This is a genomic window from Nonomuraea maritima (assembly GCF_900100395.1).
GTDB classification, from domain to species: domain Bacteria; phylum Actinomycetota; class Actinomycetes; order Streptosporangiales; family Streptosporangiaceae; genus Nonomuraea; species Nonomuraea maritima.
In genome coordinates this window covers 149,615-174,622 of the sequence record NZ_FNFB01000007.1, presented here as the reverse complement: position 1 = coordinate 174,622, position 25,008 = coordinate 149,615, and the positions used below count along the sequence as shown (strand labels likewise).

Below are 25,008 nucleotides of genomic sequence, written 5' to 3'. Positions count from 1 at the left end.
TCGCCGGCTACGCGCCCTCGGCGCCGCCGTCGGCCGGTGCGGCGGCGGTCTCCCCGTCCGCTTCGAGGCGCGCGGCGAGCGCCGCCGCGGCTTCGGAGAGCCCGGCCCGGCGCCGGCTGCACAACAGCAGGTTGCGCTTCGCCCAGGAGTTCGTCAGCTCCACGACCCGCAGGTCGTAGGCACGCCGCCAACGGACGACCGCGCGCGCGGGAACCACGGCGATGCCGACGCCGGCCGCCACCGCACCGCAGATCGCCTCCGTGGTCGGCAGATGCGCCCGGTAGCGGGGCCGGAGTCCGAGCGGCTGGGTCTGTCCGCTCAGATGCTCCTGCAACGGGTTCCCCTCGGTGAAGCCGACGAACGGGTGGCCGAGGCACTCGCTGAACGCGACATGGGCACGCGTGGCCAGCGCGTGGCCCGGCCGGGTGATGACGACCAGGGGGTCGGGACGCAGCACCGCCCGTTCCAGCCGGCCGGAATCGACGGTGTCGGCGATGATCCCCAGTTCCGCCCGGCCCTCGGTGACGGCCGCGACGATCTCGTGGCTCGGCCGCTCCTCGAGTTCCAGGTCGATGTCGGGGTTGTCGGCCATGAAGTCGACGATCACCGACGACACGAGCGTCTCGGTGGCCGACGTGTTGGCCGAGATCACCAATGTGGGCCGCAGGCCGTCGGAATATCGCGACAGATCTGAACGCATCCGGGCCATCTGGCCAACGACCTCACGGGCATGGGCCACCAGCAGCCATCCCGCCGGTGAAGGCACGACGCCACGGCGATGCCGGATCAGGAGCGGCGCCCCCAGAGCCTTCTCCATCGCCTTGATCCTCGCACTGGCCGAAGCCAGCGACAGATGTGCGCGGTCCGCACCCCCGGTGATGCTGCCCTGGTCGACCACCTGCAGGAACAGCTGAAGATCGGTCAGGTCGTACGTCATGGTCGAGACGGTACCCGGGTCGGCCGCACCCGACCAGCCTTCGGCTCAACCGAAGGCTCACCCCGAAGAAGGCTCATTGTGGACGCGTGCTCAAGCGTCCAGACTTTGTAGTGATACGCCGTACTCGGCGCGGTCTGTCTACCAGGACAGGCATCCACCAACCCCCCTTCTTCGGAGGTATCCATGTCATCTCAGGTCGAGCCGGCCGAAGTGACCGAGAGCCGCATCGCCACGGACTGGGGGCTGGACGAGTGGGCGGACCGGGTTCTCGAGCAGGTCGGAGTCGGAGTCACCATCCTGGACCGCCACGGAGCGCTGATGTACTACAACAAGTGGGCTTCTGAGCACCTCGACCGGAAGCCGGAATACATCGGCGACGACGTCAGGAAGCGGCATCGCCGGGCGGTGACCAATCCCCGCTTCGACGCCATGCTCCGGCTCTTCGAGGAGGGCCACGTCGAGCCGGTACGCTACGTCGCCAGGCCCTACGGGGGAATCACGATCCTGGTCACGGTCTCACCGATCCGCATCGACGGCGAACTGGTCGGCTTCTCCCAGCTCATCCTTCTCAAGGACGAGATCCAGGAGCTCTGCGCGCGGTTCGACGAGTCGGGACGCGAATCCTTCGAGAGAGAGATGCTGCCATGAGCGGAGCGGAGCGCCTCGGCATCACGGCGGACGTGCTGGTCATCGGTTTCGGCAAGGGCGGCAAGGATCTCGCGGGAACCATGGGCCGCGAGGGCAGGCGGGTCGTCATGGTGGAGCAGTCCGACCAGATGTACGGAGGCACCTGCGTCAACATCGGCTGCGTACCGACGAAGGCGCTGGTCCACCACGCCGACGTCCGTCGCCCGGGCGACGACCCGCAGAGCTGGTACCACGACGCGATCGGCGCGGTCACCGACCTGACCACGATGACGCGCGGCAGGAACTTCGAGATGCTGGACACCCTCGACACCGTCGCCGTGGTCACCGGCAGGGCCTCGTTCCTCGACGCCACGACGGTCGAGGTCGCGGCGGGCGACGACCGCCTGACCGTCAGCGCCGCGACCATCGTGATCAGCACCGGCTCCGTGCCCGTGGTCCCCGACATCCGCGGGCTGCGCGACAGCGCGTACCTGGCGACGAGCACTGACCTGCTCCACACCAAGGAGCTGCCACGACACCTCGTGGTGATCGGCGGCGGCTACCTCGGCCTGGAGTTCGCGGCCATGTACCGGCAGTTCGGGTCCGAGGTGTCGGTTCTCGAGGCGTTTCCCGGATTCATGGGTCGCGAGGACGACGATGTCGCCGACGTCGTCGTCGGCATTCTCCGCGACCAAGGAATCACGCTCATCCCCGACGCGAAGGTGACCGAGGTCAGGGACGGCTCCGTCGACACCACCGTCTGCTACGAGGTCGGCGGACGTCCGCGGACCCTGAGGGCGGACAAGATCCTCGTCGCCACCGGGCGCGCTCCCGCCGTCGAAGGACTCCACCTCGGCCGAGCGGGCATCCGCACCACCGAACGCGGCGCCATCGAGGTGGACGAGCACCTGCGCACGAGCCGTCCGCACATCTACGCGATCGGCGACGTCAACGGGGGACCGCAGTTCACCTACATCTCCCAAGACGATCACCGCATCGTCGCGGACCTGCTTCTCGGGGACGGCACCCGCTCCACCGCTGATCGACGGGCCGTCCCGCACACGATGTTCATCACCCCGCCGTTCTCCACCGTCGGCCTCACCGAGACCGCCGCCAGAGAACGCGGCCACAACGTGCGGACCGCCGGCAAGCTCGTCGCCCGCGCCACGGCCACGCATCGTCCGAGGATCATGGGCGACACCCGCGGCCTGATCAAACTCGTCATCGACGCGGACACCGACCTCGTTCTCGGCGCGGCACTGATCAGCATCGACTCCCAGGAAGTCATCAACCTGGTCGCCCTGGCCATGCGTCACGACGTTCCTGCCCGCGAGCTCGGCAACTCGATCTACACGCACCCCAGCACGACAGAAGTCCTCAACGAACTCCTCGGCACGGTCGCGCGCGCCGGGGCTCAGGTGCCGGCCGGAGGCCGCCCGGGGATCGCCAGGTCACCGTCGACGTACTGGGCGCGCCCGAAGCCGAACGACCAGTCTTCCGGGCCGTTCTCCGTGTAGCCGAGGAACAGGTCCTCGCCGGCCACTCCGGCGCGTTCCAGGCGGTCGGCGAGCGTGCGGTAGAGACGCTGCTTGTCCGCGGTGTCGCGGCCGCGCTGGGTGAAGACCTGGATGATCACGATCCCGGAAGTCCGGTCGAACCCGAGCCCGGCGTCCTGAGCGATGATCTCTTCCGGCTCGTGCTGGGTGACGATCTGAAAGCGGTCCCCGGCCGGGATTCCCAGGGCCTCCACCAGGGCCTCCTGGACGGCATCGGCGATGGCACGGACCTGATCGGGACTACGTCCGCGGACCATGTCGAGGCGTACCAGCGGCATGTCGGCGCTCCCATCGTCGAACCACATCAGCCCGGGTCACGTCGGCGGCTTCATCACCTGAGTAGGGCTTCCCTCCCAGGCTGGGAAGATGAGGGCAGATCGGCCCTGTTGCATCCTGCACGGAGAGAGCTTGGGAAGCGCTTTGCCCAACCCGCCGCCGGGCGCGCGCTTCTCACCCGCGGCGGGCGGGGGCGCTCAGGACGTCGGCGATGTCGTCCACCGGCAGCCCGCGGCCCGGCCTCGCCTTCGGCGCTGCGATGGACATCGCCCTGTCCCAGGCACGGTACTGCGTGGCGAAGTGCCCCCGCAGGATCCGGTCGTCACCCAGCCCCGGAACCTCGGGCCGCGGATGGGCGTAGCAGCGGCAGCCACACCTCGTCCACGATCTCGACGATCGACTCGTCCGGCACCGCGCGCATCGTCGTGAGCAGGTCGTGGCGCAACAGGTCGAAAGGCAGATTCACCACGCGGGACGAGCGGGGCACGTCGGGCAGCTCGCCACGCTCAACCGCGCGGGCGGCGATCGTCTCGAAGGCCGTCGCCCGGCCCGGCGGGAGGAGGGTGTCGCGTAGCTCGCCGAAGCTGGTGCCGGTGTCGCGGAAGTAGTCCACCAGCTGCACGCTCATCAACGTGATGGTGGGCGCGCGGTCGGCGTTGGCGTTGCGGAGGAAGCCGATCGCGTCGTCGCGGAGGCTGCCGGTGTCGGGCACCGCGATGGGCTGCCAGAACCTTGTGAGAGTGGCCAGCAGCAGGTCGTCGCGCTGCGGCCAGCGCCGGTAGAGCACGGGACGGCTCGTGCCGGCACGGGCGGCGACCGCTTCGTAGGTGAAGCCGTGGTATCCGTGCTCGATCAGCACGTCCCACGCGGCGTCGAGGATCGCGTCCTCGAGTGCGGGGCCGCGTCGACGGGATGCGCCGCTGCCGCGCGTCGTGCGGCCGTCGGTACGACGTTCCGCCGCCTGCGCCCCGAGTTCACCCGCGATCCGCTCGTGCTTACGATTCACTTGCGTATCTTATCGCGTTGACCTATGGTGTCCGCCATTAGATACAGATGCGTACTCTAAAACCCCTTCGAGAAACGGGACGTGCTCATGGCCGACCACAGCTTGACCAGGAAGTCTCCGAGCGTGAGCACCACAGGGATGCGGCGGATCCTGCCGGTGGACATGGTGGAGCGTGGGCGTTGCCCCTTCGATCCGCCGCCGGGTCTGCGGGGAGAGGGCGCGGTGCGGCCGTTGGATCTGCTGAACGGCGCGCGGGCATGGCTGGTGACGGGGTTCGAGGAGGCCCGTACGGTGTTGTCGGACGCGCGTTTCAGTGCCGACAAGGTGCGTCATCGGGACGCGACGTCGCCGCAGCCGCACAAGCCGGCCGAGATGGAGGCGGCGGTGGCGGAGCGCGAGGACGGGCTCTTCGTCTTCATGGACCCGCCTGAGCACACCCGGTTGCGGCGGTTGCTGACGGGTCAGTTCACGGTGCGGCGGATGCGGGAGCTGGAGTCGCGGGTGACGGAGATCGCGGTCGAGCACATCGAGGCGATGAGGGCGGCGGGCACGGAGGCCGATCTGGTGCCGGCGTTCGCGTTGCCGCTGCCGTCGTTGGTCATCTGCGAGTTGCTGGGCGTGGACCACGCCGACCGTGCGCAGTTCCAGGCGCGTACGGCGGTCGGGCTGAACGCGAACTCGACCCCGGAGGAGCAGGCCGCGGCGCGCGCCGAGTTGTATGCGTTCATGCGGCGGCTGGTGGCCGGCAAGCGCTCGAACCCCGCCGACGACCTGCTGTCCGGGCTCATCCACGCCGCCCACCCGCCTTTGACGGACGCGCAGCTGGTCGATGTCGCACTCGTCCTGCTCAACGCGGGCCATGAGACCACGGCGAACATGCTGGGTCTGGGTACGTTCGCACTGCTGGAGCATCCCGACCAGCTCGCGACGCTGCGTGCCGATCCGGGCCTGATCGACAACACGGTGGAGGAGCTGCTGCGGTTCCTGTCGATCATCCAGCTCGGGGTCAGCCGGGTCACCACGGCGCCGGTGACGCTGGGCGGGGTGGACATCCCGGCCGGCGCGACCGTCGTGATCGCAACTCCCGAGGTCAACAGGGACCCGCGGCATTGGCCCGATCCCGACGCGTTCGACCTGCGCCGCTCGCGTACTCCGCACCTGGCATTCGGGCATGGGGTTCACCAGTGCCTGGGTCAGCAGCTGGCCCGGATCGAGATGCGGGCGGGGCTGGGCGAACTGATGTCCCGCCTGCCGAATCTGCGCCTGGCGGTGCCGGCCGAGCAGGTGCCGGTACGCGACGAGATGCTCATCTTCGGCGTGCGTTCCCTGCCGGTCACCTGGTCCTGAGACGGCCGGCGAAGGGCGGCCATCAGCGACGACATGAGCCGGGGCGCCGACGGCCACGAGCATCAGTGCTTCGAAGCCCTGCTGGAGGTGCACTCCTGGACCAGCTGCCTGGACCACTAAGCGCCGCCACCCTCACGGCCGCCGACGCCGCTCTCGTCGAGTCCCACTCCGGCCTGCCTTCGGTCCCGGAAATGCGTACTCGGTGAATCGGCGGTTCATTCGAAATTCGCGAAGATGCGTGTGCCTTTTCGTACACCACCGGCAAGGCACTCCCCGTCGCGTCTCTCCGACGTGCTGCGAAAAACACATCGGGAAACGTCATCCCGGCTGATCGCCGATGGAATTCATCACCGGGACAGTGAATCCGCCCTGGGACCGCTCACGAGTGCGGGAGCCCGCCTCGCCGTCGGGCGTGGGCGTAGGCGGGCTCCATGGCGGCCGGCGGCGCGAAGCGGAATTCCGCCCTGGAACACGCCGCCGACGGAAAATCGGCCGGCTGAATGTGTCGTTGTACGCATTCGGGGTCGAACGTGTATTCCTCCACAGAACGGGCGTTCCTTCCTCCCTAATGTGATGGCTGCCCGGCCGGAACGGGGGCACCGAATCCGGTCCTTCGGGCGTGTATCCATCATCAGGAAGGCAAGAACGTGAAGATCAGCAACATCCTCGGGGGCGCGGCAGTGGTCGGCACCCTGCTCGGCGGCCTGGCCATGGCTCCCTCCGCCCAGGCGGCCACCACCGGCCAGACCGCGGCGACCTCCGTGACCTCGGTGGCCTCCGTGGCGCAGGCGACCACCTTCGGCCGCAACTTCGGCTACTCCTACCGGGGCTACTCCCTCAGGGGCACCTGGTGGAAGAGCAACGGCCGGTACTTCTTCAACTTCAAGCACTTCGCCGGCCGCAACTTCAACAAGCACTACTTCTTCCAGGGCGTTGACAGCCGCGGGCACCGGTTCAGCTACAACTACTCCGACTTCTTCCGTCATTACCGGAACGGCTCCGGCGGGCTGCGTCACCTCGTTGTGATCATCATCGTGGACGGCCACCGTTCCGTTCACCAGCTCTGGTAACCGACCGTGAACGACGGCCTCCCCCCAGCCCTGTGGGCGAGGGGGGAGGCCCTCCGCTTTCCAGCGGAGACATGCACACGGTGAGCGTCACGGCGTGACGGTGATGACGACGTTGCCGATCTTCCGGCCCGTCTCGACGTACCGGTACGCCTCCACGATGTCGTCGAGCGGATACCGCCGGTCGATCACCGGCAGGAACGCGCCCGAGGCCATGAGCTCCGCGAAATGCCGCGCCGTCGCCGCGTCGTTCCTCGGCAGCGGGAACTTCACCCGCCGCCCGCCGAGCAGCGGCCCGGCGAGTGCGAGGAAGGGGTTCTGCCACAGCGGCCCGAGGTCCGACGCGATGTAGCAGCCGCGGGATTTCAGCAGCCGCCTGCATCGCGCGTACGTGCTCTTCCCGACCGCGTCGATGACGGCGTCGTAGTGGCCGCCGTGGGCGGTGAAGTCCTCGGTCGTGTGGTCGATCACGCGGTCGGCGCCGAGGCCGCGTACCAGGTCGGCGTGCGCCGTCTCGCAGACGGCGGTCACCCGGGCGCCGCGGTGCGCCAGCAACTGCACCGCCGCCGAACCGATCGCCCCGGTCGCGCCGTTGACCAGCACGTCGTGCCCCGAACGGACGCCCGCGCCCTCGATGATGGTCAGCGCGTAATGCGAGCCCTCGAGACCGGGGGCGGCCTGCTCGTACGACAGCCGCTCCGGGATGGCGGCGAGCGTGCCGTGCTGGGAGATGGTCAGGTACTCGGCGTGCGCGCCCCAGCCGGCGTCGTCGTAACCGAACACCCTGTCGCCCGGCCGGAACGCCGTCACGCCCGCGCCGACCGCCTCGACCTCACCGGCGAACTCGCTGCCGATGACCGCCGTCCTCGGCCGCCGGAGCCCGGTGGACAGCCGCCAGAAGAACGGCTTGGCCGCCCGCAACGCGCAGTCGGTGCGGTTGACGGTGGTGGCGTGCACCTTCACCAGCAGTTCTCCGTCGCCGGCTAACGGTTTCCGCACGTCGGTGACGCGCACCACGTCCGGCGGACCGTATCGCTCGCGCACCGCGGCTTTCATCGGACGCGTCATCCGGCCGTCGGCGCCGGCGACTCCTCGCCGGATTCGGCGTGCTCCGGTTCGGTGATCCTGCGGATGCCGAACAGGGACACCAGCGTGATCAGGCACAGCGCGGCCACGTACAGGGCGATCGCGGTCGACGACTGGTAGGCGTCGAAGAGCGCGGTCGCCACGATGGGCGTGAGCGCGCCGCCGATCATGCCGCCGAGCTGGTAGGAGATGGAGATGCCGCTGTAGCGGTAGCGCACGTCGAAGATCTCGGCGAACAGGCCGCCCTGCGCGCCCGCCATGAGGCCCTGCACGATCGCGGCCACCATGAACGCCACCAGCGCCGCTCCCCAGTCGCCGGTGTTGACCAGGGCGAACATCGGCACAGGCCACAGGACGGCGGTCACCGCGCCGATGACGTACATGCGCTTGGAGCCGTACCGGTCCGACAGCGCGGCCGACCCCAGGATCGTGGCGATCCACACCACCGTGGAGGCCAGGATCAGGGTGAGCAGCGTGGTCCGCTCGAAGCCGACCACGGTCGTGCCGTACGTGAGCATGTAGACGATCACGGTGTAGCCGACGGCCGGCGCCGCGATCGAGGCGAGGCTCGCCATGATGAGGTTGCGCGGCTGCTTGCGGGCCAGTTCGCCGAAGGGCACCTTGATGACGGTGTTCTGCTGCTTGATCTGCTCGAACTCGGGGGCGTCCTGCAGTCGCCGGCGCACCACGAGGCCGAGGACGACCAGCAGCACGCTGAGCAGGAACGGGATGCGCCAGCCGTACGACAGGAACTCCTCGTCCGACAGGCCGGAGACGGCGAGGAAGGCGAGGTTGGAGGTGAGCACCCCGATGGGCACGCCGAACTGGGCGAAGCTGCCGTAGACGGCGCGGCGGCGCGGCGAGGCGTGCTCGGTGGCGATGAGGATGGCGCCGCCCCACTCGCCGCCGACGCCGAAGCCCTGCACGACGCGCAGGAGGACGAGCAGCAGCGGCGCCCCGATGCCGATGGCGGCGTAGGTGGGCAGCACACCGATGAGGAACGTCGCCCCGCCGGTCAGCAGCAGGGTGAGGATCAGCATCGACTTGCGGCCGATCCGGTCGCCGAAGTGTCCGATGATCGCCGCGCCGAGCGGGCGGGCGACGAATCCGACCGCGAACGTGGCGAACGCCGCGAGGGTGCCCGCCGTGGGCGAGGCCTGCGGGAAGAACAGGCTTCCGAACGCCAGCGCGGCGGCGGTGCCGAAGATGTAGTAGTCGTACCACTCGATCGATGTGCCGACGAAGCTGGCCGCGAACAGGCTCTTCGTCGATGGTTGCCTGGTTGACGCTGGGGAAGCCACGGGGGGTGCTCCTCGAACAGGCGGAGGGTCGGATCCTGAGTGACGAAGATCACACAGGTGCGTTCAATGTAGACGCGCCACCTGACCCGGTCGTCAGTCTTCTGCGGTGCTCGCTCTACGTCATATGTCCTAGCGAGGAACGCACCGGAGCACGTGGCCGGACGTGTCAGAGGTCGGGCGGGGGCGGCATGCGGTCGCCCGCCACCTTCGCCGCGACGGGTTCGAGCGCCGCCAGTTCCTCGCCGGTCAGGTGGATGTCCAGCGCGCCGGCGTTCTCCACCACGCGGGACGGCTTCGAGGTGCCCGGGATGGGCACGACGGTGACGCCGTGCACCCGCTGCCGGTGCAGCAGCCACGCCAGCGCGACCTGGGCCATCGTCACTCCGCGGGCCTGGGCGATGTCCCGTACGGGGGCGAGCAGGGAGGCGTTGTGCGCGGCGTTGGCGGCGGCGAACCGGGGCAGCGCGCGCCGCAGGTCGTCCCCGGCCAGCCCGTCCGTCGAGGTGCGCCGCCCGGCGAGGAACCCTCGGCTGAACGGCGCGTACGCCACGAACCCGATGCCCAGCTCGGCGCAGACCGGCACGACCGACGTCTCGTCGTCGCGGCTGAACAGCGACCACTCGTTCTGCACGGCGGCGATCGGGTGCACCCGGTGACCGGCGCACAGCTGCTCGGCCGAGACGTTGGACAGCCCGAGGTGGCGCACCTTCCCTGCGGCCACCAGTTCGGCCATGGCCCCGACGGTGTCCTCGACGGGCGTGCCGGTGTCGGGGTGGTGCAGGTAGTAGAGGTCGAGGTGGTCGGTACCGAGGCGGCGCAGGCTCGCCTCGCAGGCGTCGCGGACGTACGCGGGGTCGCCGCGCACGCCGATCAGCTCGCCGGTGCCGGGAGCCCGCACGGCCGCGAACTTCGTGGCGATCGTGATCTCCTCCCGCCGCCGTTCGCGGAGGAAGCCGCCGATCAGGCGTTCGTTGGCGAAGTCGACGCCGTAGTAGTCGGAGGTGTCGAGGAGCGTCATGCCGACGTCCGCGGCCCGCCTGAGCGTGGCGAGGGACGCCTCCCTGTCGGTGGGGCCGAAGAACTCGCTCAGGCCCATGCATCCGAGGCCGAGCGCGGAGACCTGCAGGCCCCCGCCGAGTGTGACCATGCGCATAGCGTGTCCCTGGTACGAGGGGATAGAATCGGGACGACCATCCCGTTTAATTCCGAAGATACGGGACAGCCGTCCCGTTTGTCTATGCGTCCGGAGCTCGAATTCCGATGAGCAGGCCATTGCGTGCCGACGCCCAGCGCAACAGGGCGCGGGTCCTGGAGGTGGCGGCCGAGACATTCGCCGCCGAGGGGCTGTCGGTGCCCGTGCACGAGATCGCCCGCCGTGCGGGCGTGGGCACGGGCACGGTGAGCCGCCACTTCCCCACCAAGGAGGCGCTGTTCCAGGCGGTCCTGTTCGACCGGATGGAGCAGCTCGTCCGCCGGGCCGGCGAGCTCGCCGAGCGGGAGGAGCCGGATGAGGCGTTCTTCGGGTTCTTCGCCGCGCTGGTCGAGGCGGGCGCCACCAACAAGGGGCTGGTGGACGCTCTGGCCGGGGCCGGGTTCGACTTCGTGGCGGCGGCTCAGGAGAGTCGCTACGACGTCATGGGCGCCTGGAGCGCGCTGCTGGACGCGGCGCAGCGTTCGGGAGCGGTCCGCGCCGACACCGACATGGCCGACGTGAAGGCCCTGCTCACCGGCTGCGTCGATCGCGAACGCGCCGCCCCCGACCCGCGGGCCCGCGAGCGCCTGCTGTCGATCATCCGCACCGGCCTCCGCCCCTGACACGCCCGATCCGCCCGCCGAGGGCGGCGTTCGGGGGCGCGCCCGTTCAGGCGGCCGAGCGGATCAGTGTTCTGGCCAGGTGGACGGCGAGTTCCTCGGTCAGGGGCGTGTGCGTGATCAACAGGTGGTACCACATCAGGCCGTAGATCTGGTCCATCATCAGCTCCAGGTCGGTCTCCGGCGGCAACTCGCCCTGCTCCACTCCGTGGGTGAGCAGGGCACGCAGGCCCTGCCTGCGGGCGGCGACGAACTCGCGCATGCCCTCGGCGGCCTTGGAGTCGCGCAGCGCCTCGGCCATGAGGCCACGGAACAGGGGCGCGACACGCTCGACGGCGTCGAAGGTGGCGACCAGGAAGCTCTCCACGTCCGTGGCGAGCGTTCCGGTACGGGGGATGCTCGTCTCCTGCTGGGCGCGTTCGACCAGCGCCTCCAGCAGCACCGCCCCCTTGGACGGCCACCAGCGGTAGATCGTGTGCTTGCTGACCCCGGCCGCCTGGGCGATCGCGTCCATCGAGACCGTCAGGCCGTCGGGCCCGGCGAGAAGGTCGGCGGCGGACTTCAGGACGGCCTCACGGACCGCCGGGTTGCGCCGCCGGCCGGTGTGGGGGCGCGGCGCGACCGGCTCACGAGCGACGTCGGACGGCATACGCAGAACGTACCACTTGACGGAACCGACAGTTTCGGCAAGCCTTCTTACCGGAACCAACAGTTCCGGCAAACGGGGAGGACTTAGATGGACCTGAAGCTGCGCGGGAAGAGCGCGCTCGTCACCGGCGCGTCGCAGGGCATCGGCGCGGCGACCGCAGAGGTGCTCGCCGAGGAGGGCTGCGACCTGCACCTGGCCGCCCGCAACGCGGCGGCGCTGGAGGAGCTGGCCCGGCGGCTGCGGCAGGAACACGGCGTCGACGTCCAGGTCCATCCGGCCGACCTGCGGCGGCCGGAGGACCTCACCCGCCTCGCCGACGCCGTTCCTGACATCGACATCCTGGTCAACAACGCCGGCGACATCCCCGGCGGCACGCTCGACGCGATCGACGCGAACACCTGGCGGCATGCCTGGGACCTCAAGGTCCTCGGCTACATCGACCTCACCCGGCTCGTCTACGCACGCATGAGGACCCGAGGCCACGGCGTGATCGTCAACAACATCGGCGTGGCCGGCGAGCGGGTCGACGCGAACTACATCGCGGGGAGTTCCGGCAACGCGGCGCTGATGGCGTTCACCCGGGCGCTGGGCGGCGGCAGCCCGGCCGACGGCATCCGCGTCGTCGGCGTCAACCCCGGAGCGGTGGCGACCGAGCGGATCCTCACCCTCATGAAGAAGCAGTCCGGCAGCAGTTCCGGCGACGAGAGCCGCCTGACGTCGACGTTCCCCTTCGGCCGGGCCGCCGAGCCCCGCGAGGTCGCCGACCTCATCGCCTTCGTCGCCTCCGACCGCTCCGCCTACACCAGCGGCGTCGTCTTCACCATCGACGGCGGCCTGTCGGCCACCGCCGGGTGACGTCTCTAGCCGAGCGCCCGGTGCTCCTGGACGATCGGCACCTCCAGCAGCCGCGGGCCGCGGCCGGGCCCGGTCTTCGCCAGCTCGGCGACCAGCTCGCCAGCGCCCGTGACCCGTCGCGCCGGCATGCCGTAGCCCTCGGCGATCCGCGCGACGTCGAGGCCGGGCAGGTCAAGGCCGGGGGCGTCCGAGACGCCGAGCTGGGTGACGAAGGAGCGCAGCGCGCCGTACGTGCCGTTGGTGAGCACGACGAACGTGACGGGCAGCCGCTCCTGGACGGCGGTCCACAGCCCGGCCACCCCGTACTGGGCCGCGCCGTCGCCGAGCACGGCCACCACCGGCCGGTTGGGGTCGGCGAGCGCCACCCCTACCGCGGCGGGCAGCCCGAAGCCGAGCCCGCCCGCCGCCGGGAAGAACAGGCTCCTGGGACGGTCGAGGTCGAGCTGCTCCCAGAACTGCGCGGTGTTCGACGTCGACTCGTTGACCAGGCGGACGTCGCGGGGCAGGTGGCGGGCCATGGCGGCGAACACCGCCCCGGCGGTGAAGGGCGCCGCGTCCTCCAGCGGCGGCTCGTCCCTGACGAGACCCACGGGGGCGGGCCGCGCACAGGGCTCGGGGAACGCGTCGAGGAGCTGGCGGGCCACCACGCCGGGGTCCGCGACGAGCGCGTCCCCGAACGCGCTGCGCGCCGCCGCCTCGGGGTCGCGTCCCACCGCGACCAGGTGCGCGCCTTCGGGCAGGTACGGGCCTGGCCGGTAGGCGTGATAACGGAAGACGGGCGCGCCGAGCACGAGCACCACGTCGTGACCGGCGAGATGCTCGGCGACGCCGGAGATGCTGGGCGGCAGCACGCCCCGCCACAGCGGGTGCCGGGTGGGGAACGGGCAGCGCGGCGGGGTGGGCGCGGTCCACACCGGCGCCCGCAGCCGTTCGGCGAGCGCGACCACCGCGGCGAAGGCGTCCTCCTCGTCCACCTCGGGACCGGCCACCAGCACCGGCGTGCGCGCCGACCGCAGCAGGCCGGCCAGCTCCACCACCACCTCGGCGGACGCGGCCCCGGCGGCGCGGACGCGGCGCGCGGCCAGATGGGCGACCTGGTCGGCCTGCGCCTCCCGCGCCCAGTCGTCCAGGGGCAGCGACACGAACACCGGGCCGGCCGGGGGCAGCGTGGCCAGGTGGAACGCCTGCGACAGGGCGCGCGGCACGTCCTGCGCGGTGGACGGCTCGAACGCCCACTTGACGTGCGGGGCGGGCACCCGGGTCAGGTCGGGCTCGCCGAGCACCGCGCCGAGCCCGATCATGGGCCTGGCCTGCTGGCCCGCGGTGACGACGAGCGGCGTGTGCGAGGCGCGGGCGTTGGCGAGCACGCCCACCGCGTTGCCGAGCCCGGCCGCGGAGTGCAGGTTGACCAGCGCCGGACGGCCGGTGGCCTGCGCGTACCCGTCGGCCATGGCGAGGACCGCCCCTTCGTGCAGACCGAGCACGTAGCGGAAGTCCGGCGGGAAGCCGTCCAGGAAGGGCAGCTCGTTCGAGCCCGGATTGCCGAAGACGGTCGTCAGCCCCCACGTACGCAGCAGGTGGTACGTGGTCTCGCGCACGGTCGGCATGCGGCGCACTCCCTCGGTCGGTACCGGTCCCGCCCGCCAGACGATCAAGGTTGGGCGCCGCTGTCAACGCCCGGATCACCCCGGTTCGACCGCAACTGTTGGCCGGGGCGGACGGCCGGGGCGATGATGGCGGTGTGCCTCATGCCTTGACGACGACAGCCGGCCCGTCCCTGCGTTGTGCGCCCGCCGAGGACACCCTGAGGGCGCTCGTGGAGGTGTCGGGCGACGGCCTGGCCGTGCTCGACGCGACGGGCCGCTTCGCCATGGTCAACGAGGCGGCCACGCAGGTGCTCGGCCTCCCGGCCGCCGACCTGATCGGGCGTGCGGCCCCGTTCGCGCCCGGCCCCGAGCCGGACGGCCCTGCCGCGCGCCGCACCGTCGCCTGGTCGGCCCCTGACGGACGCCGCTGCGACCTCGAGTACCGCATCCGGCCGGTGGACGACGGAGGGTTCGCCGTCTGGTTCAGCGACGTGACGGAGGCGCGACGCCAGCAGGAGCGGCTGGCCGCGATCACCCGGGCGGCGTCGCGGGTGGCCGGATCGTGCTCGCTGCACGCCACCCTCGACGCGGTCGCCCACGAGATCGTGCTGACCGCGAACATCGCGGCCGTGCAGATCCTGGCCGTGGACGACCCGGCGGACGACCTGCGGGTGCTCGGGATGGCCGGCTTCGGCGAGGCCCCCGACTTCATCGAGCGCCTGGGCGACTGCCGCGGTCGCGGCGCCCTCGTGATGTTCCTGGAGGCGATCAGGACGAGGCGGCCGGTCGTGGTGCGGCACCGCAAGCCCGTCATCATGGCCGATCCGCGCTGGGAGCCGCTGCACGAGATCATGGGCCGCCCCGACTGGGACGACTTCGTGTCGCTGCCGCTGATCGTGCGTGACCGGATCGTCGGCGTCATCAACACCTACTACTACCCCGGCGAGGACCCCTGCTCGAACTCGCTGGCCTTCCTCGAGGCCATGGCCGACCACGCCGCGGTCGCCATCGACACCGCGTCCCTGCTGTCGCAGACCCGCTCGCAGGCGCAGGAGCAGGAACGCCGCCGCCTGGCCCGCGAGCTGCACGACTCCGCGGTGCAGCAGCTGTTCTCCATGCGCATGCAGGCCAAGGCGCTGCGCGCCGAGCTCGACCGCGCCGGCGCCGACCCCGCCGCCGTCTGCCGCGCCGCCGAGGAGATCGCCCAGCTGTCCGAGAGCGCGCTGGCCGACCTGCGCAGGCTCGTGTTCGAGCTGCGCCCGCTCGACCTCGGCGCGCGCTCGCTGCTCGACGCGGTCCGCGCGCACGCGGCGAGCGTCGAGACGCGCACCGGCATCGCCGTACGGGTGCGCATCTCGTGCGACCTCGCCCCCGACACCGGCATCGACCTGCAGGAGGACGTCTACCGCATCGTGCGGGAGGCGCTGCACAACGTGGTGAAGCACGCCCGCGCGACCTCGGCGGAGATCCGCCTCGCCAGGTCGGCGGCGGGCGGGCTGCTCCTCGAGGTCTCCGACGACGGGTGCGGGCCCGGCGCGCCGCCAGGCCCGGCGGCGGCCTCGCAGATCAGGCTCGGGCTCGTGTCGATGCGCGAGCGCGCCGAGCGCTGGGGCGGTCGGCTGGCCGCGGGCCCACGTCCGAGCGGCGGCTGGACGGTCACGGTCACGCTACCGTCGGCGTGATCAACGGAAAGGGATCTCCATGGGCAGCGGCGCGACCATGCCGGACATCATCCGCATCCTGGTGGTCGACGACCACGCGATCGTCCGGCGCGGCCTGCTGGCCTACATCGCCACGGTGCCGTCCTTCGAGATGGTCGGGGAGGCCGCGAGCGGCGAGCAGGCCATCGCGCTGCTGAACGAGTGGCGCACGCTCGGTCAGCCGTTACCGCACGTCGTCCTGATGGACCTGCAGATGCCCGGCATGGGCGGCATCGCGGCCACCGAGACGATCACCAGGACGCACCCCGACGTCAAGGTGGTGGTACTGACCAGCTTCGGCGAGGTCGAGCGGGTGCACGGCGCCCTCGCCGCCGACGCGGCGGGCTACCTGCTCAAGGACGCCGACCCCGACGAGGTCGCCATGGCCGTCCGCGCGGCGGTGACGGGCGGGATGCACCTGAACCCGACCGTCGCCCGCCAGCTGACCCGGCGGATGACGGCCCCGCCCGTCGGGCTCACCTCGCTGACGGCGCGGGAGCGGGAGATCCTCATCCTCATCGCCGAGGGCAAGTCGAACCGGGACATCGCGGCGCAGCTGACCATCAGCGAGCGCACGGCCCGCACCCACGTCAGCAACGTGCTGGCCAAGCTGCAGCTGTCGTCCAGGACGCAGGCCGCGCTGCTGGCGATCCGCGAGGGGCTCGTCCCGCCGGGCTGAGCCGCGACGCCCGCCATGTGTCGCGGTCCACCGTGCGGCACTCTCGCGAGGACGCGCACGGCGGGGCGCTGCCCGCAGTTTCGCGCGGTGCTGGAGCGCATCAAGGTCCGCCTGCCCGTCGGCCGCCCGCGCACCCGTCCGCACGCGGTGGCCGCCGACAAGGCGTACTCCTCCCGCCCCAACCGTGCCTATCTGCGCCGACACCTCAAGGCCGTCATCCCGGAGAAGAGTGATCAAGCGGCCCACCGCAAGAAAGCGACCGTCGCCGCCTCGCTTCCACTCGTCCTCATACTGCTGCTGCGAACCGGCTGGGCCGACCCGGAACGTCGTAAGGTGATCGGCGTTCTGTGGGACGTCGGCACGTTCTGGCCGCGCTCCTATCACCCGTTCGCGCCACCGTCGTACGCCGAGCGGGCGGTGCCGGAGCTTCAGCGCCGGATCTGGTGGCTGCACGACAACGGCGGCCGGGTCGTGCTGACCGCCCACAGCCAGGGATCCGTCCTGGCGGTGGCAGCTCTCGCGCAGCCACCCCAGCGCAGCTCCGGCGACCGGGTGGCGCTCGTGACCTACGGTTCTCCGGTACGCAAGCTCTACAACTGGGGCTTCCCCGCGTACTTCAATGAGGACCTGCTCCGTCGCCTCGACCCTCCCACAAGCCGGTTCCGGTACGGCGAGCCCGTCCCCCGCGTCGGCAGTCACACCGGCTACCAGAGCGACCCGGCTCCGTGGAAGGCGGTGGACCAGGCGGCGGCACTGCTCATCGCGGAACGGCGACAGGACGGCGACCCACCGCACCCGCGCTCGTGACCACCGGGCTGAGCCCGCAGCGGCGAGGTACGTCATTTGTCGCGGTCGGCCGTGCGGCATTATCGCGACGACGCGCCCGGCGGGGCGCTATAGCGTCCTGGCAACACGCCCAGCCGGCAGCTCGCACGGCGGAGTTCCGTCCCTTGCCGGCACCACGCGACCGAAGGGAGGGAGCGACCCGGACACCCCTCCTGTCCGTGCCGCGAACCCTATGACCGCAGAATCGACGTCCGCCGGCGAGCTCGTGACAGGTCTCGTCGTCAACGGCGAGAGCGTCACCACCGACGACAGGATCCCGATCCACGACCCCAGCCGTCCGGACACCGTCGTGGGCTGGACGGCGGCGGCCACCCCTGACGACTGCGAACGCGCCGTCGCCGCCGCGCAAGGGGCCTTCCCCGGCTGGGCCGCGCGATCCGCGGCCGAGCGGGCCGACCTGCTGCTCGCGGCGTTCGACCCGCTCGCCGCGTCGGCCGCCGCCCGCGCCGAGCTGCTCACCAGGGAGAACGGCAAGACCCTGCACGAGTCGCAGATCGACGTGGCCGTCTTCGAGGGCCGCTCGCGGGTGGCCGCGACGCTCGTCGAGGGCTTCCCGCCGGTGACCACGCTCGCGGGCCCGCCCTTCGCCACGCGGATTCACCGCGTGCCGGCGGGGGTGGTCACCATCATCGTGCCGTTCAACTGGCCGCTCGCGATCCTCGGGGCGAGCCTGCCGTACGCGCTCATCGCCGGCAACACGGTGGTGGTGAAGCCGCCGCCCACCGCGCCACTCGCGATGGTGGAGACCCTGCGGGTGATGGCGGAGGCGCTGCCGCCCGGGGTGCTGAACGTCGTCACCGGCGCCAACGACGCCGTGCGGCCGCTGCTCACCGACCCCCGGGTGGCGCACGTGGTGTTCACCGGCAGCACCGCGGGCGGCCGGGCCGTCATGGGCCTGGCGGCGCAGTCGCTGGCCAAGGTCACGCTGGAGCTGGGCGGCAACGACCCGGCGGTCCTGCTCGACGACGTCCGGCTGGACGAGCAGATGGCGGGGGCCCTCGCCGCGGCCGCCTTCATGACCACCGGCCAGGTGTGCATGGCGGTCAAGCGGGTCTACGTCCCGCGTTCCCGGTACGCGGAGCTGGTCGAGGCCCTGGGCGCCGCTCTCGACGGGCAGCGCGTGGGCGGCGGCCTCGACTCGTCGACCACGATGGGGCCGCTGAACACCGCGCGGCAGCGCGACCTCGTCCGGGAGATGGTGGAGCAGGCGCGGGCGAAGGGCGCGGAGATCCGCGAGCACGGCAGCGTGGACGAGGACGCCGTCGCCGCGGGCGGCCACTACCTGCGTCCGGCGCTCGTCCTCGATCCGGCCGAGGACCTGCGGGTGGTCACGGAGGAGCAGTTCGGCCCCGCCCTGCCGATCCTGCCCTACGACGACCTGGACGGCCTGGTCGACCGGCTGAACGGCGAGTGGTCGGGGTTGTGCTCCTCGGTCTGGTCGCCGGACCTCGACCGTGCCTCGGCCGTGGCCGCGCGGCTGCGTACCGGGACGACGTGGATCAACCAGGCCAACGCGTCCGCCTGCGACGACCGGGCGCCGTTCGGCGGGTTCCGGCAGAGCGGCGTGGGCCGCGAGATGGGTCCTGACGGGCTGCTCGCCTACACCGAGCCGCACGTGGTGACCGCCCCGCCCGCGTGAGGTGAAGGGCCGGCCGGGCCGGCCCTTCACCGCTCAGAAGGCGGCGGTGCGCCAGCCGGGCCTGTAGCTCTCCCTGGCCATCGCCGAGTACGGCGCTGGGCTCACGACGGCGCGCACCGCGAACTGCTCGTGCGGTTGCACGGTCGGCTTGCTGCTGCCGCCGTCCGGCTCGCCCCAGATGACCCGGACCTCGGCCCCGAGCGGGACGTCAGGGGCGATCGTCGCGAGCGACAGCACCGTGCGCTCGTTGGCGCTGTAGCCGGTGAACATCGACAGGCCGACGAGCCTGCCGTCGGCGTCCACCACGGAGTCGTAGTTGGACGACCCGTAGTTGGCGTTCGGCAGGTCGAAGAACTGGTAGGTAGGGCCGTCGAGGTCGACGGGCGAAGCCAGCAGCCGCGCCACGTCCTCGGCGTTCCAGGCCAGGGTGACCTTGCGCCGCTGCGTCTGCGGGTCGAGGGCGGCGAGCGCGTCGCGGCCGACGAAGTCGTGGTCGAACTTGACGAACGAGCCGTAGCCGAGGTCCCACGGGGTGACGTAGTAGTCCTCGATCCTGCCGGAGACGAAGCTGCCGGCGAGCGCGTTCGTCGCCTCGTAGCTGTCGGCGCCGAGCCACTCACGGTACGGCCGCAGCTCCTCGCCGGTGTAGACGGCCGGCAGCGGCGAGGGGATCCAGCCCGATTCGAGGGTGTTGCAGGAGTACGCGCGCGCACCACAGGGTTCGAGCCCGAACTCCCGGCCCGCCTCCAGGATGGCGTCACGCACCTTGTCGTAGGTCTCGTACGGACCCCACAGCTCCAGGCCCGGCGCGCCGGCCATGCCGTGGCGCAGCGTGCGGACGCGCTCGCCGGCGACGTTCATGTGCGCCATGCGGAAGAACCGCAGCTGCTCCACCGGACCGCCGTTGACCTTCTCGATGATGTCCCACGCGCGGGGGCCCTGGATCTGGAAGCGCCACAGGTCGCGGGTCACCGCCTTGCCGTACGGACGTGACGGCGAGCGCGGGTCGAGCCGGAGCTCGACGTCGTACCCCTGGCCGGCGCGGAAGGTGAGCCAGTTGGCGACGGGGGCGCGACCGACGAAGACGAACTCCTCGGCCGCCTCGCGGAACAGGATGCCGTCGCCGATGACGCCGCCGTCCGGCGAGACGGGGACGAACTGCTTGGCCGAGTCCACCGGGAAGTTCGCGACGCTGTTGACGCCGGTGTCGGAGATCAGCCGCAGCGCGTCCTGGCCGGAGACGAACAGGTTCACCATGTGGTGCGACTGGTCGTACAGCACCGCCGTCTCACGCCAGGCGATCACCTCGCGGCGGAAGTTCGTGAACTCGTAGGGGACGACCGGGTAGATGTAGGCCCCGAGCTGGGAGTTCCGCAGCAGTTCCACGGTGTTGCCCGCGTGGTCGAGGACTTCTTGGAGGTTCTTCGCGCTCATCGTTCAGCCCGTTCTCGTGCGGCACCAGCCGGGGGTGCCTCGTGCTCGTTCCCGTGGAGCGGGACGGCTCCACGGGGTTCGGTGATCAGCGGTCGTCCTTGTCGGCGCTCACGTACTCGACGCCGAGTTCGGCGAGCTTGGCGCGCAGGCCGTAGCGGTCGAGCCCGAGCTCGCCGTCGCGGAACGCCCGCCGCGTCGCCTCCTCCTTGTCGAGGCGGGCCTGCGCTGCCCCGACGGCGTGGGCGACGTCCTCGCGGGGCACCACCATCACGCCGTCGTCGTCGGCCAGGATCGCGTCACCGGCCCTGATCAGCTGCCCCTCGACGGTGATCGGCACGTTGACCGAGCCGGCCGTCGCCTTGACCGTGCCCTGCGCGCTGACGGCGGCCGACCAGACGGGAAAGCCCATCGCGTGCAGCTCGGCGACGTCGCGCACCCCGGTCGAGGTGACGAGCCCGCGCACCCCGCGCAGCCGCAGGGCGGTGGCGAACAACTCGCCGAACAGGCCGTCCGTGCACGGGGATGTGGTGGTGACGACGAGGACGTCCCCGGGCCGGCACTGCTCGACCGCGGCGTGGATCATGAGGTTGTCGCCCGGCCAGCACAGCACGGTGACGGCGGTGCCGCCGATCCGTGACCCCAGGTGGACGGGGCGCAGCCGCGGCCCGAGGTAGCCGACGCGGCCGAGCGCCTCGTGGACGGTGGCGACCCCGTACCGGGACAGCTCGGTGACGCGGTCGAGGTCGGCGCGCGGCGGGTCGGTGACGATCACGTTCCTCATGACAGGGTCCCGGTGACCTGGGGGTACAGCCGCATGTACGCCTCTCCCATGGTGGTGTGCGGCAGGCCGAGGTTCGGCCCCGCGTTCCGTCTGAGCTGCACGCCGCGCCGCCTGGCCAGGTCGGTGTAGTACTCCCACATGTGCTGCTGGGCCGGCAGGCACTCCATCGCCTTGCGCTTGGCGTCGAACACGGGGGTGATGTCGAGCAGCACGTCCGGCCGGAAGCCGCACTGCTCGGGCTGGTGCGGCTCGAAGAAGAACACCGGCGGCGCCCCGAGCGGCTCGCCCGGCGCGTCGTACCCGGCCGCCTGCGCCAGCACCCGCGCGTGCAGCGCCATCCGGGCCGCCGCGGGGTGATCCTGGTTGTACGGGTCCTCCGTCGGGTGCGTCAGCACCACGGCGGGCTCGACCTCGCGGTAGACGCGCGCGATCCGGTCCACCAGCTCCGGGGTCTCCAGCAGCGGGTAGTCCCCCGCGTCGAGGAACTCGATCTCCGCGCCCAGGACTTCGGCCGCCGCGGACGCCTCCACCCGCCGCAGCTCCTTGATCTCCTCCAGCGTCCGGCCCTCGCGCCAGGCCTTCGCCGACTCGCCGCGCTCGCCGTACGTCAGGCACAGCACCTTGGCGCGGTCGCCGCGGGAGGTCGCGAGCGCGATCGCGCCCGCCGCCCGCCACACGAAGTCCCCGGCGTGGGCACTGACCACCAGCAACGAACCCATCCGGCATCTCCTTCGCAGTGCTCGGCCGCCACCTAGGACGGTAGGAGCCCCGACGCCTCCGGGGTCAGGGCCCGAAGACCGGTCCGGTCTACGTCATTCGGCCCAGCGGCCTTCGCCGTTCCGGCACGTCCTGGGCGTCGGCGGCGGCCACGTCCGGGGCGTCTACCCGCCGGGACGTGCCTGCCGGAAGTGCCGGACGGCCGCCCGCGTCTCGGTCATTTGTCGCACTCGGCTCCGGCGCAATGCCCGACGACACCTCCGGGGGCCTTTGCTCTACTGGTCTGCTGTGAGGCAGGAAGCCTGGAGGTCCCCCACCTCCTCCCTGGCGGAGCTGCTGCGCCGGATCAGCTATGAGGTGGTGCCGCTGCGCCGCACCGAGCAGGACGTGCTGGAGCACGTGCCGGTCACCGTCCCGCTGACCGTCACGGTGACCGAGGCGAGAGGTCTCGACCCGACGCTGGACCTCGCCGGGCGGCTGGCGGGGCACGGCTACGCCGTCGCCCCGCACCTGCCCGCGCGCCAGTTCCTGGACCAGGCGCACGTCGGCGACGTCGTCGCCCGCCTGCGCGAGGCGGGGGTGCGGTCGGTGTTCGTGATCGGCGGCGACGCCCCACGGCCGGCCGGCCGGTTCGCCGACGCGTACGCGCTGCTGCGCGCCATGGAGGACGCCCGGCACCCGTTCGATCAGGTGGGGATCGCCGGGTATCCGGAAGGGCATCCGTCCGTCACGAAGCAGGCGCTCGGCCTGGCGCTGAAGCAGAAGGCGCCGCTGGCTACGCACGTCATCACCCAGATCTGCTTCGACGCCGGCGTCACCGCGGGCTGGGCCGCCGGGCTCGCCGCGGCGGGGGTCGGCCTGCCCGTCCACGCCGGCATTCCAGGCCCGGTGAACAGGCAGAAGCTCGTCCGCGTCACGGCGGGCATCGGGCTGGGGCAGTCGGCTCGGTTCCTGCGCAAGCAGCAGAGCCTGCTGTGGCGGCTGCTGGTCCCGGGCGGCTACGACCCGACCGCGCTGGCCCGGCGGCTGGGCGTCGCCGCGCGGCGGACCGGCGGCAACGTCCGCGGGCTGCACGTCTTCACCTTCGGTGAGCTGAGCGGGACGGAACGGTGGCGCCGGCGGCTCCTCGCCGCGCTCGCCACACAGGACGCGCAGGACGGAAGCGAGCGGGAGGAGACCGCGTGACTGCCCACCATCCGAAGGGCCGGCGACCATGACCGAGGCCCGGGACAACTACCTGAACGACCTGACGGCGACCCGGCGGGGCTATGCGATCAACCGCCTGTGCGCGTCGTTGACCGACCCGGACAACCGGCGCCGCTTCACCGCGGACGAGGCCGCCTACTGCGACGCCCACGGCCTGTCGCCGGAGCAGAAGCGGGCGATCCTCGACCGCGACTGGACCGGGATGCTGGACCTCGGCGCGTCGATCTTCTACACGTTCAAGCTCGCGGTGCTGGACGGCAAGTCGATGCAGCATCTCGGTGGCGTGTTCACCGGCATGTCGGCCGAGGAGTTCACCGCGGCCCTGCGCGCGGGAGGGCGGAGGTTTGGCTGAGATCATCTGGGGTCTGGCGACGTCGCACGTGCCGTCCATCGGCGCCGCCATGGACCACGGCAAGACCGCCGACCCGTACTGGAAACCGCTGTTCGACGGCTACGGGCCCGCGCGCGCGTGGATGGCCGAGCGCACGCCCGACGTGGCCGTGATCATCTACAACGACCACGCGAACGCCGTCGGCCTGGACCTGGTGCCCACCTTCGGGATCGGCACCGCCGCGTCCTACGAGGTGGCCGACGAGGGGTGGGGCCGCCGGCCGGTGCCGCACGTCACCGGCTCCCCCGAGCTGAGCGCGCACCTCGTGGGCGAGCTCGTGGACGCCGGGTTCGACCTCGCCACCTTCCACCGGCTCGACGTCGACCACGGGCTGACCGTGCCGCTGTCGGTGTACTGCCCTGACCCGGGTGAGTCGTGGCCGTGCGCGGTGGTGCCGGTGCTGGTGAACGTGATCCAGTACCCGCAGCCGACGGCGGCCCGCTGCTACGCGCTGGGCAGGGCGCTCGGGGCGGCGATCCGGTCGTTCCCGCGGGACATGAAGGTCGCGGTGTTCGGCACCGGCGGCATGTCGCACCAGCTCGCCGGCGCGCGGGCCGGGCTCATCAACTCCGCGTTCGACCGCATGTTCCTCCAGTCGATCGAGTCGGAGCCGGAGAAGCTGGCCGCGCTCACCCGCGAGGACTACATCCGCGAGGCCGGCACCGAGGGTATGGAGCTCATCATGTGGCTCGTCATGCGCGGCGCGCTGAGCGACAGGATCGCGCGCGTCCACGACACCTACCACGTGCCCGCGTCCAACACGGCCGCGGCGCTCGCGCTGTTCGAGGATCTTGGAGGGTCATGAGCACGTTCGTCCTGGTGCACGGCGCCTGGCACGGCGGCTGGGTGTGGCGGCGGGTGGTCCCGTCGCTGCTGCGGGCCGGCCACGAGGTGCACGCGCCGACGCTTACCGGCGTCAGCGACCGCGCCCACCTGCTGCATCCCTCGGTGGGGCTGTCCACCCACGTCCAGGACGTGGTGGCGCTGATCGAGGCGCACGACCTGCACGACGTCACGCTGGTCGGGCACAGCTACGCCGGGCAGGTCGTCACGGGCGTCGCCGACCGCGTCCCGGACCGGCTGGCCAGGCGCGTCTACCTCGACGCGTTCGTGGGCGACGACGGGGAGGCGGCGATCGACCTGCTGCCCGAGACGGTGGCCGGGCACTACCGGGAGTCGGTCGCCGGTCCCGGTTTCGGCTGGCTGATCCCCGTACGGTCGCTGGCGGTGCTCGGCGTGACGGAGGAGGCGGACCTGGAGTGGCTCTCGCCGCGCCTGACGCCGCACCCGTGGCTCACCTACACCGAGCCGTTGCGGCTGCGGGACGGCTCCGGGCAGGTGCCGGCGGCGTACGTGGAGTGCACGGACTGGATGCGGGTGTTCCGGCCGCACGCCGAGCGGGCCGCGGCGCGCGGCTGGCCGGTGCACCACCTCGCCACGGGCCACGAGGCCATGGTGACCGCGCCGAAGGAGCTCGCCGAACTGCTGCTCGCCGTCAACGGGTCGTGAA

25 protein-coding genes are annotated in these 25,008 nt (G+C 71.5%); 14 read left to right on the top strand and 11 right to left on the bottom strand.

Going from position 1 to position 25,008, the window contains the following annotated elements; genetic code table 11:
• Nucleotides 1-7: 7 nt before the first annotated feature.
• Nucleotides 8-937 carry a LysR substrate-binding domain-containing protein gene (locus tag BLR04_RS14905; RefSeq protein WP_090764366.1) on the bottom strand — a complete coding sequence of 310 codons (930 nt, stop codon included), beginning with the start codon at nucleotides 935-937 and terminating at the stop codon, nucleotides 8-10.
• Nucleotides 938-1,120: 183 nt separating this feature from the next.
• On the opposite strand from BLR04_RS14905, the gene BLR04_RS14900 reads away from it, so the two are divergent.
• Both BLR04_RS14900 and BLR04_RS14895 read left to right on the top strand, forming a co-directional pair.
• Complete coding sequence (locus BLR04_RS14900; protein WP_090764363.1) at nucleotides 1,121-1,585, top strand: transcriptional regulator; 465 nt, start codon at nucleotides 1,121-1,123, stop codon at nucleotides 1,583-1,585.
• Complete coding sequence (locus tag BLR04_RS14895) at nucleotides 1,582-3,081, top strand: FAD-dependent oxidoreductase (RefSeq protein ID WP_090764360.1); 1,500 nt, start codon at nucleotides 1,582-1,584, stop codon at nucleotides 3,079-3,081. The genes BLR04_RS14900 and BLR04_RS14895 overlap by 4 nt, the downstream gene beginning before the upstream one ends.
• On the opposite strand, the gene BLR04_RS14890 is transcribed toward BLR04_RS14895, so the two are convergent.
• Together BLR04_RS14890 and BLR04_RS14885 are read right to left on the bottom strand one after the other, a co-directional pair.
• Nucleotides 2,979-3,398, bottom strand: a complete 420-nt coding sequence (locus BLR04_RS14890) for a tautomerase family protein (protein ID WP_090764805.1) — start codon at nucleotides 3,396-3,398, stop codon at nucleotides 2,979-2,981. The genes BLR04_RS14895 and BLR04_RS14890 overlap by 103 nt on opposite strands.
• Nucleotides 3,399-3,718: 320 nt before the next feature.
• Nucleotides 3,719-4,402, bottom strand: coding sequence for a TetR/AcrR family transcriptional regulator (locus BLR04_RS14885; protein ID WP_090764358.1), 684 nt, complete (start codon nucleotides 4,400-4,402; stop codon nucleotides 3,719-3,721).
• A gap of 291 nt (nucleotides 4,403-4,693) precedes the next feature.
• On the opposite strand from BLR04_RS14885, the gene BLR04_RS14880 reads away from it, so the two are divergent.
• On the top strand, nucleotides 4,694-5,749 hold the full coding sequence (locus tag BLR04_RS14880; RefSeq protein WP_090764802.1) for a cytochrome P450: 1,056 nt from the start codon (nucleotides 4,694-4,696) through the stop codon (nucleotides 5,747-5,749).
• 647 nt (nucleotides 5,750-6,396) lie between these two features.
• A complete protein-coding gene (locus BLR04_RS14875; protein ID WP_090764355.1) occupies nucleotides 6,397-6,819 on the top strand; it encodes a hypothetical protein in 423 nt (140 codons plus the stop codon).
• Nucleotides 6,820-6,906: 87 nt separating this feature from the next.
• Here the strand turns inward: BLR04_RS14875 and BLR04_RS14870 are convergent, their stop codons facing one another.
• The 3 genes from BLR04_RS14870 to BLR04_RS14860 all read right to left on the bottom strand — a co-directional run bounded on the left by BLR04_RS14870 (nucleotide 6,907) and on the right by BLR04_RS14860 (nucleotide 10,356).
• Nucleotides 6,907-7,860, bottom strand: a complete 954-nt coding sequence (locus BLR04_RS14870) for an NAD(P)-dependent alcohol dehydrogenase (RefSeq protein WP_218128927.1) — start codon at nucleotides 7,858-7,860, stop codon at nucleotides 6,907-6,909.
• Between the two features lie 20 nt (nucleotides 7,861-7,880).
• Nucleotides 7,881-9,203, bottom strand: a complete 1,323-nt coding sequence (locus tag BLR04_RS14865; protein ID WP_090764349.1) for an MFS transporter — start codon at nucleotides 9,201-9,203, stop codon at nucleotides 7,881-7,883.
• A 166-nt stretch (nucleotides 9,204-9,369) separates the two neighbouring features.
• Nucleotides 9,370-10,356: an aldo/keto reductase gene (locus BLR04_RS14860; protein WP_090764346.1), complete on the bottom strand. Its 987-nt coding sequence runs from the start codon at nucleotides 10,354-10,356 to the stop codon at nucleotides 9,370-9,372.
• A gap of 107 nt (nucleotides 10,357-10,463) precedes the next feature.
• On the opposite strand from BLR04_RS14860, the gene BLR04_RS14855 reads away from it, so the two are divergent.
• A complete protein-coding gene (locus BLR04_RS14855; protein WP_176903094.1) occupies nucleotides 10,464-11,018 on the top strand; it encodes a TetR/AcrR family transcriptional regulator in 555 nt (184 codons plus the stop codon).
• A 46-nt stretch (nucleotides 11,019-11,064) separates the two neighbouring features.
• Here BLR04_RS14855 and BLR04_RS14850 read toward each other — a convergent pair whose 3' ends face one another.
• Nucleotides 11,065-11,664 carry a TetR/AcrR family transcriptional regulator gene (locus BLR04_RS14850; RefSeq protein ID WP_090764340.1) on the bottom strand — a complete coding sequence of 200 codons (600 nt, stop codon included), beginning with the start codon at nucleotides 11,662-11,664 and terminating at the stop codon, nucleotides 11,065-11,067.
• An 87-nt stretch (nucleotides 11,665-11,751) separates the two neighbouring features.
• On the opposite strand from BLR04_RS14850, the gene BLR04_RS14845 reads away from it, so the two are divergent.
• Complete coding sequence (locus BLR04_RS14845) at nucleotides 11,752-12,519, top strand: SDR family oxidoreductase (protein ID WP_090764337.1); 768 nt, start codon at nucleotides 11,752-11,754, stop codon at nucleotides 12,517-12,519.
• A 5-nt stretch (nucleotides 12,520-12,524) separates the two neighbouring features.
• On the opposite strand, the gene mdlC is transcribed toward BLR04_RS14845, so the two are convergent.
• Complete coding sequence (gene mdlC / locus BLR04_RS14840; RefSeq protein ID WP_090764800.1) at nucleotides 12,525-14,126, bottom strand: benzoylformate decarboxylase; 1,602 nt, start codon at nucleotides 14,124-14,126, stop codon at nucleotides 12,525-12,527.
• A gap of 146 nt (nucleotides 14,127-14,272) precedes the next feature.
• Here mdlC and BLR04_RS14835 point away from each other — a divergent pair, with 146 nt between their 5' ends.
• The 4 genes from BLR04_RS14835 to BLR04_RS14820 all read left to right on the top strand — a co-directional run bounded on the left by BLR04_RS14835 (nucleotide 14,273) and on the right by BLR04_RS14820 (nucleotide 18,969).
• A complete protein-coding gene (locus BLR04_RS14835; protein WP_176903093.1) occupies nucleotides 14,273-15,787 on the top strand; it encodes a sensor histidine kinase in 1,515 nt (504 codons plus the stop codon).
• A gap of 19 nt (nucleotides 15,788-15,806) precedes the next feature.
• Nucleotides 15,807-16,484 (top strand): response regulator, encoded by a 678-nt coding sequence (locus BLR04_RS14830; RefSeq protein WP_218128925.1) that lies wholly within the window; start codon nucleotides 15,807-15,809, stop codon nucleotides 16,482-16,484.
• 87 nt (nucleotides 16,485-16,571) lie between these two features.
• Nucleotides 16,572-17,291, top strand: a complete 720-nt coding sequence (locus tag BLR04_RS42745) for a hypothetical protein (protein ID WP_090764334.1) — start codon at nucleotides 16,572-16,574, stop codon at nucleotides 17,289-17,291.
• Nucleotides 17,292-17,502: 211 nt separating this feature from the next.
• The gene (locus BLR04_RS14820; protein WP_090764331.1) at nucleotides 17,503-18,969 is read left to right on the top strand and encodes an aldehyde dehydrogenase family protein; all 1,467 of its coding nucleotides are present in this window, start codon (nucleotides 17,503-17,505) and stop codon (nucleotides 18,967-18,969) included.
• Between the two features lie 33 nt (nucleotides 18,970-19,002).
• Here the strand turns inward: BLR04_RS14820 and ligM are convergent, their stop codons facing one another.
• The 3 genes from ligM to BLR04_RS14805 form a co-directional block, all read right to left on the bottom strand.
• The gene (gene ligM, locus BLR04_RS14815) at nucleotides 19,003-20,403 is read right to left on the bottom strand and encodes a vanillate/3-O-methylgallate O-demethylase (protein ID WP_090764327.1); all 1,401 of its coding nucleotides are present in this window, start codon (nucleotides 20,401-20,403) and stop codon (nucleotides 19,003-19,005) included.
• Nucleotides 20,404-20,488: 85 nt separating this feature from the next.
• Complete coding sequence (locus BLR04_RS14810) at nucleotides 20,489-21,184, bottom strand: 4-carboxy-4-hydroxy-2-oxoadipate aldolase/oxaloacetate decarboxylase (RefSeq protein ID WP_090764323.1); 696 nt, start codon at nucleotides 21,182-21,184, stop codon at nucleotides 20,489-20,491.
• Nucleotides 21,181-21,903, bottom strand: a complete 723-nt coding sequence (locus tag BLR04_RS14805) for a PIG-L deacetylase family protein (RefSeq protein ID WP_090764320.1) — start codon at nucleotides 21,901-21,903, stop codon at nucleotides 21,181-21,183. The genes BLR04_RS14810 and BLR04_RS14805 overlap by 4 nt, the downstream gene beginning before the upstream one ends.
• 286 nt (nucleotides 21,904-22,189) lie before the next feature.
• Here BLR04_RS14805 and BLR04_RS14800 point away from each other — a divergent pair, with 286 nt between their 5' ends.
• From BLR04_RS14800 to BLR04_RS14785, 4 genes are read left to right on the top strand one after another with little or no spacing between them, the layout of a single operon-like run.
• A complete protein-coding gene (locus BLR04_RS14800; RefSeq protein WP_218128924.1) occupies nucleotides 22,190-23,086 on the top strand; it encodes a methylenetetrahydrofolate reductase in 897 nt (298 codons plus the stop codon).
• Between the two features lie 28 nt (nucleotides 23,087-23,114).
• Entirely contained in the window at nucleotides 23,115-23,459 is a 345-nt protein-coding gene (locus tag BLR04_RS14795) for a protocatechuate 3,4-dioxygenase (protein WP_090764318.1), read from the top strand.
• Nucleotides 23,452-24,303: a class III extradiol dioxygenase subunit beta gene (locus BLR04_RS14790; protein ID WP_090764316.1), complete on the top strand. Its 852-nt coding sequence runs from the start codon at nucleotides 23,452-23,454 to the stop codon at nucleotides 24,301-24,303. The genes BLR04_RS14795 and BLR04_RS14790 overlap by 8 nt, the downstream gene beginning before the upstream one ends.
• Complete coding sequence (locus BLR04_RS14785; protein WP_090764313.1) at nucleotides 24,300-25,007, top strand: alpha/beta fold hydrolase; 708 nt, start codon at nucleotides 24,300-24,302, stop codon at nucleotides 25,005-25,007. Before BLR04_RS14790 ends, BLR04_RS14785 begins: the two co-directional genes overlap by 4 nt.
• The last annotated feature ends 1 nt before the right edge of the window (nucleotide 25,008 follow it).